The organism is Paenibacillus campi (assembly GCF_034659835.1).
Taxonomy (GTDB): domain Bacteria; phylum Bacillota; class Bacilli; order Paenibacillales; family Paenibacillaceae; genus Saccharibacillus; species Saccharibacillus campi.
The window spans coordinates 108,127-122,138 of the sequence record NZ_JAXSQZ010000010.1; the positions used below are offsets into that span (position 1 = coordinate 108,127).

Genomic DNA, 14,012 nt, shown 5'->3' on the forward strand with positions numbered 1-14,012 from the left:
GCGGCATGTTTGAAACCGGGTAATAGATCGGCAAAGACGACAGCCAGACGTGTCTCCCGCCTGCCAACGATGCCAGGGAACTGTGGATGACATCGCCTTGGCATTTTGTTTGCAGCATTTGTTTGCATGATAGGTTGTGATGTTTGTCTACCGACTTATATTCAAGCGCTTACATTTTGTATGCAGCAGGGGAGGGAGTTTGTTTATGGCTAAAGCTCGCTATCATAATGTGGACAATGTCGGCATTGATAAAACGCTGAAGCAATTCAGACAATGGCGTGACGATCGGCGCAAAAAGGCGCTGCGTGATCGCTCGTATCTAGTGCCCCATCATGAGCCAAAGATGGATTATTTGCATGCTAACCGTGAGGATGCTTCGATTACATGGATCGGGCATTCGACTTTTTTTATTCAATATGAAGGTTTGAATATTGTGACTGATCCGGTATGGGCGCAGCGGCTCGCTTTTCAGCGTCGGATTGGACAGCCGGGCATTCCGATTGAAGACATTCCACCGATCGATCTGATTTTGATCTCGCATTCGCATTATGATCATATGCATATTAGCTCAATCCGGAAATTGTATCGCAGCTCGACGACGATTATCGTGCCAGCGGGCTTGAAACGGAAAATGCAGCGTAAAGGCTTTGGGCGCTGTCATGAAATGCAGTGGTGGGAAACGTTCAAAATCGGTGATCTGAATTTGACGTTTGTGCCGACTCAGCATTGGAGCCGCCGCACATTGCTCGATACGAACACATCGCATTGGGGCGGATATGTGCTGGAACCGGTGCATCATCCAATCATGCCGGATGAGGCGCATAATCCGTGGGTGACCGCGTATGATCCGGTACAGCTTCATCCGACAATCGCGGCGGATGACAGTAGGCAGGAGCTAGGTTATCAGCAGCGTGCAGTGCCACCAACGGTCTATTTTGCCGGGGATAGCGGTTATTTCCCAGGTTTTGCCGAGATCGGTCGCCGTCACCGGATCGATGTGGCTTTGCTGCCGATCGGTGCGTATGAGCCGGAATGGTTTAACAGTTCTCAGCATACGACACCAGAGGAAGCGCTGCGTGCATTTAACGATATATGCGCCGAAATTATGGTACCGATGCATTATGGCACATTTAAACTGGCAGATGATACAGCACGCGAGGCGCTTGATCGTCTGGACGCTGAACGCCAGCGTCTGCATATTGCCGGGGAGCGTATTCGTGTGCTTGGCTATGGCGAGACGTTAATTGTGCACGGATTACTGGATGAAGAAGCAGAGCAGCGGATTGAAGCATGTCGTTCGGATGCATGATCGTATCTTTTGGCTGGAATTTGCTTATCTGGCGGACATCGCCTACACTATTGCCGCTGCTTGCTAGCCAGATGAATGGTTCTTCATCTTATGGGATATTAATGGTGGCAACATCTCATTTGAAGGAGTGTAATCATGGACAGTATCGGTGTAAATGAAGTCATTTCGCTGCAATTGTACAAGCAAAATCTGCTGTTTACCGATTCGCAATCACAGCCCAATGAAGACTGGCAAGCCTTTTTTAAGCGGATCGGTTATGTGCAGCTTGATTCCATGAACGTCTTGTTGCGTAGCCAAGATTTATTTTTCTGGTCGCGCTATCCTCATTATCGTATGGACGATTTAAACGAGCTGTACCGGAAACAGCAAGTATTGGAATGTTATCTGTTTGCGTTATGTCTCGTTCCGTCTGCAACGGCTGCTCATCTGGATTATCATTATTCGTTGCGGCACCGGGCTTTGCTTGATCATGAACATGTCTCAAGTTTGTACCGCATTTATGAACAGACGCATCCGTCCAACTCGAAATACTCGCGTGAGTTTCAGAGCGATTCACTGCCTGCTACAAACGCAAATCAACAGGAAAAGTGGCATGTTTCGCCTGTACGCAGTGCATTGGATCGTTTGTGGCGTGCAGGCTTGATTGAAGTGTCCAGAGACGCGAATTTCAATAAATTGTATCGCCGGACAGTGCGTTCCTTTTATGATTGGCAAAACATCGCTCCGGATGATGCGCTCATTGTGCATTTGGTAAATAAAAGTTTTGAAAATATAGGTGTTGTTTCGCTAAAAGAGTTAAAGCATTATTTTAATTTGCCGCGTACTGCTATAGAAAAGGTGCTGCATCGTTTAGTAGAACGAGAAATTGTGCAAGAAATTCGCGTGGATCATCAGTCTGAGCGACAATTTGTGCGTACAGCGGATATACCTTTAATTCATGCAGCGGCTTGTGCCAACGGGGAACGATCCACGCTGCTGTCTCCATTTGACAATATGATTCGTAACCGGGAACGATTGCAAAGATTGTTTGGTGTAGATTACAAGCTGGAAAGCTATATCCCACCTGAAAAAAGAAAATACGGTTATTATGCATTGCCTATTTTGGTAGGTCGAGACATCGTTGGTGTAGTTGATCTGAAAAATGAACGCTCTACCCGAACGCTGATCGTCAAACAGCTTACTCTGTTTAGCGGCAAAACGAACCAGAGTACGCTTGCACATGTGCATGACAGCATAAGCAGACTACAATCGTTTGTAGGTTGTGAGCAGTTAGTATACGGTAACACGAAGGATGTTTATGTATAAATCCAATTCCCTATCCGCCATCCGAGATCAGTACTACTTTTGCTAGCAGTTAAACATGGGCGGCTCATACCCTCATTCACTCTGCTTGTCGAAAAGCGTTCTTTTTAAATTTTAATGATTAAACAAGCAGCCCATCCTTACGATTACCCTAATTTGTGTGGTATACTAATGCTAACAGTCGTTTTATGAAAACGAATACTGTCTCTTTTTCATGAGATTGGAAAGTTTCAGTATTATATTTTACTAAGGATAAGGATGGGTTGTATACATGATTAGTACTTCAGGTGTCACGCTGCGTTACGGTAAGCGCGCCCTTTTTGAAGATGTAAATATTAAATTCACACCAGGTAACTGTTACGGTTTGATCGGTGCGAATGGTGCCGGTAAATCGACATTTCTGAAAATTTTGTCCGGTGAAGTAGAGCCAAACGAAGGTGACGTGCATATCACACCGGGCGAGCGGATGGCGATTCTGAAGCAGAACCAATCCGAGTATGACGAATTTCAGGTGCTGGAAACCGTAATTATGGGTCACAAGCGTCTGTACGATATTATGAAGGAAAAAGATGCATTGTACGCAAAAGAAAATTTCAGCGATGAAGACGGCATGCGTGCCGGCGAGCTAGAAGCCGAATTTGCGGAAATGAACGGCTGGGAAGCGGAATCCGAAGCTGCCGAAATGCTGAACGGTCTCGGGATCGACAACGAAATGCAATACAAAATGATGAAGGAACTGAACGGCAACGAGAAAGTACGTGTGTTGCTCGCACAGGCATTGTTTGGCAACCCGAACATCCTGCTGCTGGATGAGCCTACGAACCATTTGGACATCGAATCGATTCACTGGCTCGAAAACTTCCTCGCGTCCTATGACGGCACCGTTATCGTAGTCAGTCACGACCGTCACTTTTTGAACACGGTTTGTACGCATATCGCTGATATCGACTTTGGCAAAATCCAAATGTACGTAGGTAACTATGACTTCTGGTACGAGTCCAGCCAGCTTGCGCTGCAATTAAGCCGTGAGCAAAATAAGAAAAAAGAAGATAAGGTGAAGGAATTGCAGGCGTTTATCCAACGTTTTAGCGCCAACAAATCCAAATCCAAGCAAGCGACTTCCCGTAAAAAAATGCTCGACAAAATTACGTTGGATGACATTCGTCCATCTAACCGTAAATATCCGTTCATCAACTTTAAAGGCGAACGCGAAGCAGGCAAACAATTGCTGCTAATCGACGGTTTGACCAAAACGATCGATGGCGAGAAAGTGATCGACAATTTGACATTGACCGTAAACAAAGGCGATAAAATCGCATTGGTCGGGCCAAACGGCAATGTAAAAACGACGCTGTTCCAAATTTTGATGGGTGAAGTCGAGCCAGATGCAGGGACGTATCAATGGGGTGTAACGACATCGCAAGCGTATTTCCCGAACGATAACTCCGCTTACTTTGACGGTGTGGACGTGACGCTTGTTGACTGGTTGCGCGAATATTCCAAAGACCCGGATGAATCGTTCTTGCGTGGATTCCTCGGTCGGATGCTGTTCTCCGGCGATGAAGCTTTGAAAAAAGCAAGCGTATTGTCCGGGGGCGAGAAAGTTCGTTGTATGCTGTCCCGTATGATGCTGATGGGCGGTAACGTACTGCTGCTGGACGAGCCAACGAATCACTTAGACTTGGAATCGATCACTGCGCTCAATAACGGTCTGATCGACTTTGACGGTACGATTTTGCTCACATCGCATGACCATCAGTTCGTGCAAACGATCGCTAACCGCATTATCGAAATTACGCCAAACGGTGTAATCGATCGGATGATGAGTTATGACGAATACCTGGAAAGCAAAGAGATTCAGGAAATGCGTCAAAAGATGTATCCGGTTGAAGTGTAAACCGAATCGTTTACTATTTTGACTGAGATGAATTGGAGTGTTTAAGCTGGCTTAAGCTATTATGGATGAGGATATCAGCACACAATCAAAGTTGAAATTTAACTTGGTTTGCGTATGAGCCTGATCGCATCTAATTAAAGTCTGTATCATCCTGACACAAGTATACTTGTTATGGGTGGTGCGGGCTTTTTCGGTTTGTTCATTTATGTATTTGACACGGGGATGACCAAAGAGTGATGGACAACTATTGGCTTTATTGTACGATAGTAACACGATCATCCTGTCAACTGTCGTACACATACCGCTATTGTATTTACGATATTGAACAAAATGACCTGCTCCCCCTATCTTTCCTCTATGCAAAAATGTTTACACCTGCTTACAACATTTCACTTCTACCACATGATTAGCCCGACACTACAACATTTATATAAGGCTAAAAGGTTTGCCCTCCCCTACAACGTTTCTCTAGACCCACAATAATCTCATTTGTTAAGATGAACAAATGAAATCGGGAACAGGCAGCCTATGTTTGTTGCTGGATGTGAGGGGTTGTAGCGAAATGGTAGATGTGTATCAAAATTTAAAAGAAGGCGAGCGCGGGGCATGGCTTAGCATTGGCACATATTTGCTGTTGTCGGCGTTCAAATTGATTGTTGGCTATATATTTCTGTCCAGCGCGTTGCGTGCGGACGGTATGAATAATTTGACCGATATCGTCGCTTCGATCGCGGTCTTGATCGGCTTGCGTATCGCTCGTAAGCCGCCGGATTCGGATCATGCGTATGGTCATTTTCGCGCCGAGACGGTCGCTGCGCTAGTCGCTTCACTCATTATGGCAATGGTCGGCATTCAAGTATTGATCGATGCGGTCGGTGCACTGTTCCGTGGTCATGAACAGGTGCCCGAACCGTGGCTGGCGGCAGTGGCAATTTTGTGCGCAGGCATTATGTACGGTGTGTATCGCTACAATTTGGCGCTTGCTCGTCGTACGAACAGTCAAGCATTGCACGCGGCAGCAAAAGACAATCTGTCTGACGCGATGGTCAGTATCGGCGCAGCGGTCGGCATCATCGGTTCCCAATTCGGTATGCCGTGGCTCGATGTGGCGGCAGCGATTGTCGTCGGCTTGCTCATTTGTAAAACCGCCTGGGATATTTTACAAGAGTCGATGCATCGGCTGACCGATGGTTTTGACGAAAAAGAATTGCCTGAGCTGCGCGAGACGATTGCGTCTATTCCCGGTGTGGAGACGATTAAAGACATTAAAGCACGCGTCAATGGCAGTCAGGTGCTTGTCGATGTGATTATCGAAGTTGCGCCCGATATGTCGGTCAGTGACAGCCATGATATTACCGATCAGGTTGAACATACGATGGCTAAAGTGCATAATATTCATTATGTACATGTGCATGTGGAGCCGAAAGGAAGCTGAGCATTGTCGGATCACTCCACTGCACCGAAATGGAGGCAGCTTCGTTGACGCAATCACACGAGCAGCAGCATGCACAATCGGATCAGTCGAGGCAGCCCGCTACATTTTCGCCCGGACAACCGCCCAAGTTTCACAATAAACGACATAAGCGACATAAACGACGTTTGCTTGGCAGCCTGCTAGTGTTATGTGTGCTGGTAGCAGCAGCAGTCGTATGGCTCGCCTGGATGGTGGCACCGCAGCGTGAGCCAGGGCTTGCCTACACCAAGATCGATCTAAAGTCGAAAATTATCGGCATGATCGAGCAACGCAAACTGGAAACGACGCTATCGCCGGCGGAGTTTAACGATCTGGCGCGGCAGGAACTGCTTGAGCGGGCGCGCCATTTTCCACCAGGTGTGCGGGTGACCGGAGCCGATTTTAGCTGGCATGGTTCGGTTGTGGAAGCGGATGTGAGAGGCGGTTTATGGGGCATTCCGTTTGGCGGTTTGCTTGAATTTGATGTGGTGCGGGATGGCAATACGCTAGTATTGACGCATCGGTATACAACGGTAAAACATGGCTCATTTGCATGGCCGCATTTGCAGCCCATTCGCATTTTGCTGACCAAGTATGTGCCAGCGATTGCGAAGGTGAAAGAGCTGACATTTGGTACTGAGCAGATTACGCTTACATTTGAACTGGATTTATTCACATTGCCTCGTTTATTATGGAAATAACAGCACGCGCAAAAAGCATCATGACCCCGTATAGGATCATCATGCTTTTTCGCTTTTTTGGCGTTATGCCGTATAATCGGAATAGTCTGCCGCTGGCGGTCTATTCGTATGTTGGATGCCTGCTAATACGTCTTGCGACGCTCGGTCAACAAGCTCACTACAAACAGTACGAGGAACAGGAAAAACAAAATTTTGGCGACGGTTGCCGCAGCTTCCACGAGACCAAAGAAGCCAAAAATCCCGGCTGCAATTGCGATAATAAGGAAAAGGACAGACCATTTCAGCATGGATGTTCACCTTCTTTCGTGAAGTGTTTGGTACTGTTTGTTAACCTTTGCTTTTTCGGTTGAAACAAGCGTGCGATCGAGCTGGCAAGCTTGCCCTTTCTGTTTCGTGTCAAAGGCTGGCGGGTAGTTATGAGTAACATCCATACAGGAGGATTAACACCGGAAGATAGACTAAATTTCGATTGTGACGAAGGAGAGGACGTATTTATGATCATCAATATCAGTGTCGCGATTATCGCGATCGCATTCGCCGTACTCGTTGTATTCCTTGTTAAAGTTTTGCTCGCAGCTAAAGATTCGCTGGATAATGTATCCGCCACATTGAAAGATGTTCAGAAGACGATGGAAGAATTGACGTATGAGGTGAAACAAACGATCCGTACCGTCAATGATATTACCGCTAATGTCGATCACAAGCTGAAGCAAGTAGACCCTGTTGTCGATTCTGTCAACAATCTTGGCATTGTGCTTAGCGAAGTAACCGAAGTGGTCAAAGAGCTGACGTTTAAAACAAAAGAAGTGACTGGCACCGTATTCGAACGTATGAAGTCGGTTAGTAACCAGCATGAAGCTTCCGATAGTCCGCACAGTATAGTTAAAGCGTCCACACCGGAAGATCGTACATTGCAATCGTACGCTGCTACATATGGCGGCAAGCAGGGCGCCTGGATGAATGTTGTCGATATCGCAGCAAATATTTGGCAAAGAATGCGCAAATCTCCTTCCCGTTAACTGTAAACTATGGATAGGTTGTTAAGTGTAACCAAGAGGTAGGCCGTAGAAAGGGTGAGACGATGATTACTCTCATGATGTTGCTCGCTGGAATATTGTCCCCTGACGCCGGTTACGATCAAGTATCTGCTGCTCCCGTACAACCGACTGCGGTTGTGCAAACTGCTCAATATGCTTCTTCCACACCGGATGATGGCATCACGACCGCTGTAGCGCAGCCGTCTGTGTCCGATGCCGTCTATGAGGACGACCATCATACGTACAGTACGCTAAACGGCGTATCGCTTGACGATACAAAGGCTAATCTGCTGCATAAACTCGGTCAGCCGCTTCGGATCGACAAAACAGATGCCGGTTATATCGAATATCGATATGACGATGTGACCGTAGGATTAAGGGATGATGGTTTAATCTATTATGTGAGTGTGCCGGTTCAGGCAGGCTCGATCGAGTTGGACGGACAGCATATTGCGCTGAATAAGCAGGAGATTACCGATGCACTTGGCACACCGCAATTTACTGCTGACGATGGCGAAGGTTATTATAATGACTTTTATGCTTTTAAAGTGTTTACCGATGCCGGACAAATCGTAAGTGTTGATATTTTTGATACATGGTCACAGTAAATGCTAATTTGCTCATTTATTGACGTTGTTTGACGAAAAACCACAGCATAATTTCAAAAAATGGCGAATGATTAGTTTCAAATGAAGGCGATCTGGTTAATGAAATCAATGACCATTTTGACTAACTTTACACTGGAAGGTGAACAACATGAGTTCAATCGATGCGAAACCTTATGGGAAAGTTGTGGAAAATGGAACACAAGCAGTTGAAGTCGTCAATGAATTAAGAAGTACCGGTTATGGATTTGATGATATTTTTGTGCTTGCCCATCAGAAGGATTTAACCGACAAAATCGCTGATACCGCCGGAACGCACGAAATTGGCATTAAGGAAGAAGGCGTATTCGATTCGCTGGCGAATTTGTTTCGCTCACGCGGCGATGAACTTCGTTCCAAAATGACGTCGCTTGGCTTTACGAAAGAAGAAGCCGATTTTTATGAAGAACAACTGGACAAAGGCAAAGTGCTTGTGATCGCTCGTCGTCATTCCTAAACCGAAACCGACAGTGCATCATTACATCACGATAACACAGCATATAGACACACCGAGGACGATACAATGGGTTGGATCAAAATCGTATACGATCGTTCCCGCAAGTGCCTTGAATTGTAGGACACAACCTTCAACTCCACCTGCTCGGTGGTGTTGAAGGTTTTTTTGACGAGTTCTGGATACATGATCGTTAGGGTGAACGAAGTTTGTTATGCTATGTAGAGCGATCGGAGTCATAATGAACAAGAACTAAAGGAATGAGGAGAATGTATGAATATATTAATCGTTGATGATAATCCGACTAATGTCATCATTATCCGTGAGATTTTGAAAAGAGAGCAATATACCAATATCATTACCGCTGCTTCTGCTAGGGAAATGTTTCAGCATCTTGGTGTAGATGCGACGGAGGCGATTTCGCGATCGCTGGCAAATGAGGTTGATTTGATCTTGCTGGATATGATGATGCCTGAAATGGATGGAATCGAAGCATGCCGCTTATTACAGCAAAATGAGCAACTGCGCGATATTCCGGTCATTATGGTGACCGCTGTCGGTGATTCTAAAAAGCTTGCCGAAGCGCTCGATGCCGGAGCGGTTGACTATGTGACCAAACCGATCAATAAAGTGGAGTTGATGGCACGTATTCGCTTAGCGCTGCGACTCAAACACGAGAAAGATTGGCATAAGGAGCGCGATCAACATATTCAGGAAGAACTGAAGCTGGCGAGCCTTGTTCAGCATGCGGTGCTAAGCACACCGATTCAAGATCAGCATTTCAAAGTGGAGGCGCTCTACAAACCATCATTTGAGCTAGCAGGCGATCTGTACGCTTGGTATCCGCTCGGAGAAGGTCGGTATGGCATTATTTTGCTTGATATGATGGGGCATGGCATTTCGTCTTCGCTGTTCTGTATGTTTATTGCTTCCGTGCTCAAAGATACGGTCACTACATATGTGGAACCGGAGAAGGTTATTCAGGAGCTGAACCGGCGCTTTAACCAACTTCATATTGAAAATCAACTGGTACAATATTATTTTACGGCGATTTATTTAGTCGTGGATACGAAATACAAACGCATCGATTACGTCAATGCAGGGCATCCGCCGGGTCTGTTTTTTGCCGATACAGGTGAAGTGACTCGCCTCGGTACAACAGCGCCGCCTGTCGGATTGTTTGATCGTATCGATATGGAGTCGAAAAGTTTCCATTATGAAGGCGAAGGTCATCTGGTGTTATATACAGATGGATTGCTGGAAGCGGTGGAAGGCGATCAAGATGTGCAATTGCAGTTTTTGATCGATGAATTAGCGGGTCATCATGAACTTGATAAAGCGGAAATTGAGCGTATGTTTTTTGAAGTAGGTGCGCCATCTGATCGGGAGGATGACAAGTGTCTAGTATGGATTTCGTTACATGAAGGGACGGACAGTGCATGAAGCTACGTACAAAGCTCGTTCTGGGGTTCAGTGTCATCATTATCATTTTGATGACGCTGGGCTTTATTACGTATGACCGCATGAACTATATGAATGAACAGTTAGACAAAGTGTATCAGGAGCGCTATTTGAAAGTACGTTACTCCACCGATGTTCGTTCAGAAATGAATGTGATCGCCCGGGAGATTGCCAATGTGCTGTTAAGCGCTTCATCGCAGCCGGTAGCACAAACTCGTACGATGATCGAAGATACGATTGCAAGCGGTACGAGCAATCTGAATTTGCTTAACCAAGGGGCAGATATGCCGGAAGAACGCCAACTGATCGCCACCGTGTCTACCAACTGGACAACGTATATTAAGTTTGCCCGCCAAGTGATGGATATACTTGCCAATGATCAAATTGCCGCAGCGAACAATTACCGTACACAGGTCGGACTGAATGCGCAAACGAATCTGGGCGATAGCATTACCGTATTGTCTGAATTCCAAGACAATGCGATCGATCAAGAGATTGCCGCAGCCAATGAAGCTTATCAACGCTCGATTCGTATGACAACCTATGTGATGGGGCTGGGCATTTTGCTCAGTTTATTGGTCATGCTGTGGATCGTACCAAGCTTTAGCAAAGGGCTTGGTGTCGTATCGACGATGATCAAAGGCTTTTCCGAAGAACGGTATGGGGCAATTCGTCGCATGCGGGTCAAATCGACCGATGAAATGGGCGAAGTCGCGCGCGTTTTTCAACAGATGGCTGGCGATTTGCAAGATAAGCGCAAGCTGGAAGATAAATATCGGCAGGCAAAAGAAGATCAATCATGGCTTGATTCCAATACAGCGCGCATTACCGAGCTGCTGCGTGGAGTCAATACGTTACAGCAAAGTGCACAGTCATTCATTAACGAATTTGCTCCCCGTCTTGGCGCGCAGATGGGCAATTTGTATTTGCGTACACCGGAAGCGCCAGACCGAATTCAGCTACTCGCTTCGTATGCGGGCGCAGGGCGGATCGATGCACGTAAAGAGCTGCATCTGGGCGAAGGTTTAACCGGACAATGTGCGGTCGATCGGCAACCGCTTATGATCGATGATGTGCCGCCAGGCTATTTTCCGGTGCAATCATCGCTTGGCGATGCACAGCCGAAAAGTTTGCTCATTTATCCGGTGCTGTTTGAAGATGAACTGTTCGGTGTGATTGAGCTGGCATCGCTGCAAGGGTTTACTTCCTTGCAAAAGCAATTGCTGCATCTGCTGACCGAGGATTTGGGCATGATCGTGAACAATATTAATCGTCGTCTGCATGTCGAGCAATTGCTGCGTGAATCGCAAGCGCTAACCGAAGAATTGCAAAGCCAATCCGAAGAACTGCAAATGCAGCAGGAAGAATTACGCCGTTCTAACGAACGGTTGGAGGAGCAGACCGAGGAACTGAAGCGTTCGGAAGATTTGCTGCAACGTCAGCAGGAAGAATTGGAGCATTTTAACAATGAATTGATGGCAAAAACGCGCGAGCTGGAAGAACAAGTACAGCATGTGGAAGAACAAAATGAGGAGATTGAGCAGAGCAAATATCAATTGGAACAACAGGCGATGCAACTTGCTGTAACAAGTAAATACAAATCCGAGTTTTTGGCGAATATGTCGCATGAATTGCGCACACCGCTAAACAGTTTGCTCATTTTGTCACAGTTATTGACCGAAAACAAAGACGGCAATCTGACCGCCAAACAGCTTGAATACGCAAGCACAATTTATATGTCCGGTGCCGATCTGCTGAAAATGATTGACGAAATTCTCGATCTGTCCAAAGTGGACGCTGGCAAAATGGATATCAATCACGAATTGGTGCCAGTGCAGGCGCTTGAAACGTTTGTGAATCTAAACTTTGCGCCAGTAGCTGCTAAGAAAAATATCGAGCTGCGCATTTCGGTAGCAGACGATGTGCCGGATATGCTCGTGACGGACGAGCATCGTGTCAAACAGGTGTTGCGCAATTTGCTGTCCAATGCGTTCAAATTTACGGAGACAGGTTTTATCGAAATGGCGCTGGAACAATCATCCGGTGAGCAATTGCCTGTGTACTTGCGCAAACATTCGTCTTATATCGCTATCAAAGTAACCGATAGCGGGATCGGCATTCCGCAGGACAAGCTCGATTTGATCTTCGAAGCGTTCCAGCAGGTGGACGGTACAACGAGCCGCAAATACGGCGGTACCGGGCTTGGACTGTCAATCAGCCGTGAACTGGCGCGGTTGCTTGGTGGCGGCATTACGGTCAGCTCTGAGGAAGGACAAGGCAGTACGTTTACGCTTTATTTGCCAAAACTTGCGCCATCGGCGGCAGACCAACCGGTCGAGATGGTGTCAACTGTTGCAGACGATGTGACTACAGCCTATATGTCGGTCAATCAGACGGCACATATGATGCAGCAGAGTGGGCGTAATCGCCCTACTGAACAGCCGCTTCCACAGCCGCTGCCTGATACGCTGCAAGATGACCGCGACCGCATTGGCGCTAGCGATAAAGTATTGCTTATTATCGAAGACGATCCGAAATTTGCGCGTATTTTGATAGATATGGCGCGTGGACGCGGTTTCCGTGCACTCGTGGCGATGCAGGGCGATATCGGACTTGATATGGCGAAAACATACAGTCCGGACGCGATCATTCTTGATATTCAATTGCCGGTGATGGATGGCTGGTCGATTTTAAGCGAGCTGAAAAGCAATGCTGCCACCCGTCATATTCCGGTGCATGTGATCTCCGTCATGGACGATGTGAAACAAGGGCTTATGATGGGCGCGATCGCTTATTTGAAAAAGCCTTCTAGCAAGGAAGCGCTAGAAAAAGCGTTTAATCAACTGCAATCGTACACTGAACAAGGGTTAAAGCAATTGTTGATCGTTGAAGATGATGACATTCAGCGCCAATCGATTATCGAATTGATCGGTCATGACGATGTAGCGATTACAGCGGTTTCCACCGGACAGGAAGCATTGCAGCAGCTCGATTCTAAGCGTTACGATTGTATGGTACTTGATCTGATGTTGACCGATATGACCGGTTTTGAGCTGCTTGATCGTATTCGCGATGATCAGCGTTTGCGCGATTTGCCGATTATTATTTATACCGGCAAAGAACTGGATAACAAAGAGGAGACACAGCTACGCAAATACGCGGAATCGATTATCGTAAAAGATGTCAAATCACCTGAACGTTTATTGGATGAAACGACATTGTTCCTGCATCGTGTCGAGGCGGATTTACCGGAAGATAAACGCCGTATTTTGCAAAAACTGCACAATAAAGAAACGCTGTTTGAAGGCAAGCGCATTTTGCTGGTGGATGATGATGTGCGCAATGTGTTTGCATTATCGAGTGTGCTGGAAGGTTACCGTATGGACGTCACTTTTGCCGAAAATGGTCGTGAAGCGGTAGAATTAGTGGAACAGCATAATTTTGATCTAGTGTTGATGGATATGATGATGCCGGAAATGGACGGATATGAAGCGATGCGGCTCATTCGTCAGTTGCCGGAGTGCGACAAGCTGCCGATTATCGCACTGACAGCCAAAGCGATGAAAGATGATCGTTCCAAATGTATTGAAGCAGGCGCATCGGATTATGTGAAAAAGCCGATTCAGACGGATCAACTTTTATCGTTAATGCGGGTATGGCTGTATTCGTAGCGCGCAAAAGTGGGTAAATGAAGTATAATGTAAAACGTCGGCTTTTCTCAAAAGCCGATTGGAAGCGAATAATACAGCACCTG

Annotated in this window: 11 protein-coding genes; 10 read left to right on the top strand and 1 reads right to left on the bottom strand. The window is 46.6% G+C overall.

Features of this window, described 5'->3' with window-relative positions; all coding sequences use genetic code 11:
- The first annotated feature begins 205 nt into the window (after positions 1 to 205).
- The 5 genes from U1I11_RS19360 (at position 206) to U1I11_RS19380 (ending at position 6,662) form a co-directional block, all read left to right on the top strand.
- Positions 206 to 1,309 (top strand): MBL fold metallo-hydrolase, encoded by a 1,104-nt coding sequence (locus tag U1I11_RS19360; protein WP_322907768.1) that lies wholly within the window; start codon positions 206 to 208, stop codon positions 1,307 to 1,309.
- 135 nt (positions 1,310 to 1,444) lie between these two features.
- Complete coding sequence (locus U1I11_RS19365; RefSeq protein WP_322907769.1) at positions 1,445 to 2,614, top strand: DNA glycosylase AlkZ-like family protein; 1,170 nt, start codon at positions 1,445 to 1,447, stop codon at positions 2,612 to 2,614.
- A 268-nt stretch (positions 2,615 to 2,882) separates the two neighbouring features.
- Positions 2,883 to 4,508: an ABC-F family ATP-binding cassette domain-containing protein gene (locus U1I11_RS19370; protein ID WP_322907770.1), complete on the top strand. Its 1,626-nt coding sequence runs from the start codon at positions 2,883 to 2,885 to the stop codon at positions 4,506 to 4,508.
- A gap of 562 nt (positions 4,509 to 5,070) precedes the next feature.
- A complete protein-coding gene (locus U1I11_RS19375; RefSeq protein WP_322907771.1) occupies positions 5,071 to 5,943 on the top strand; it encodes a cation diffusion facilitator family transporter in 873 nt (290 codons plus the stop codon).
- Positions 5,944 to 5,987: 44 nt separating this feature from the next.
- A complete protein-coding gene (locus tag U1I11_RS19380; protein WP_322907772.1) occupies positions 5,988 to 6,662 on the top strand; it encodes a hypothetical protein in 675 nt (224 codons plus the stop codon).
- A 122-nt stretch (positions 6,663 to 6,784) separates the two neighbouring features.
- On the opposite strand, the gene U1I11_RS19385 is transcribed toward U1I11_RS19380, so the two are convergent.
- A complete protein-coding gene (locus U1I11_RS19385) occupies positions 6,785 to 6,949 on the bottom strand; it encodes a DUF1328 domain-containing protein (protein WP_322907773.1) in 165 nt (54 codons plus the stop codon).
- A 207-nt stretch (positions 6,950 to 7,156) separates the two neighbouring features.
- On the opposite strand from U1I11_RS19385, the gene U1I11_RS19390 reads away from it, so the two are divergent.
- The 5 genes from U1I11_RS19390 to U1I11_RS19410 all read left to right on the top strand — a co-directional run bounded on the left by U1I11_RS19390 (position 7,157) and on the right by U1I11_RS19410 (position 13,929).
- Positions 7,157 to 7,681, top strand: a complete 525-nt coding sequence (locus tag U1I11_RS19390; RefSeq protein WP_322907774.1) for a DUF948 domain-containing protein — start codon at positions 7,157 to 7,159, stop codon at positions 7,679 to 7,681.
- 62 nt (positions 7,682 to 7,743) lie between these two features.
- A complete protein-coding gene (locus U1I11_RS19395; protein WP_322907775.1) occupies positions 7,744 to 8,307 on the top strand; it encodes a hypothetical protein in 564 nt (187 codons plus the stop codon).
- A 148-nt stretch (positions 8,308 to 8,455) separates the two neighbouring features.
- Positions 8,456 to 8,800, top strand: coding sequence for a YflT domain-containing protein (locus U1I11_RS19400; RefSeq protein WP_322907776.1), 345 nt, complete (start codon positions 8,456 to 8,458; stop codon positions 8,798 to 8,800).
- A 270-nt stretch (positions 8,801 to 9,070) separates the two neighbouring features.
- Positions 9,071 to 10,240 carry a PP2C family protein-serine/threonine phosphatase gene (locus U1I11_RS19405; RefSeq protein WP_322907777.1) on the top strand — a complete coding sequence of 390 codons (1,170 nt, stop codon included), beginning with the start codon at positions 9,071 to 9,073 and terminating at the stop codon, positions 10,238 to 10,240.
- Positions 10,237 to 13,929: a response regulator gene (locus U1I11_RS19410; protein ID WP_322907778.1), complete on the top strand. Its 3,693-nt coding sequence runs from the start codon at positions 10,237 to 10,239 to the stop codon at positions 13,927 to 13,929. The genes U1I11_RS19405 and U1I11_RS19410 overlap by 4 nt, the downstream gene beginning before the upstream one ends.
- Positions 13,930 to 14,012: the final 83 nt, after the last annotated feature.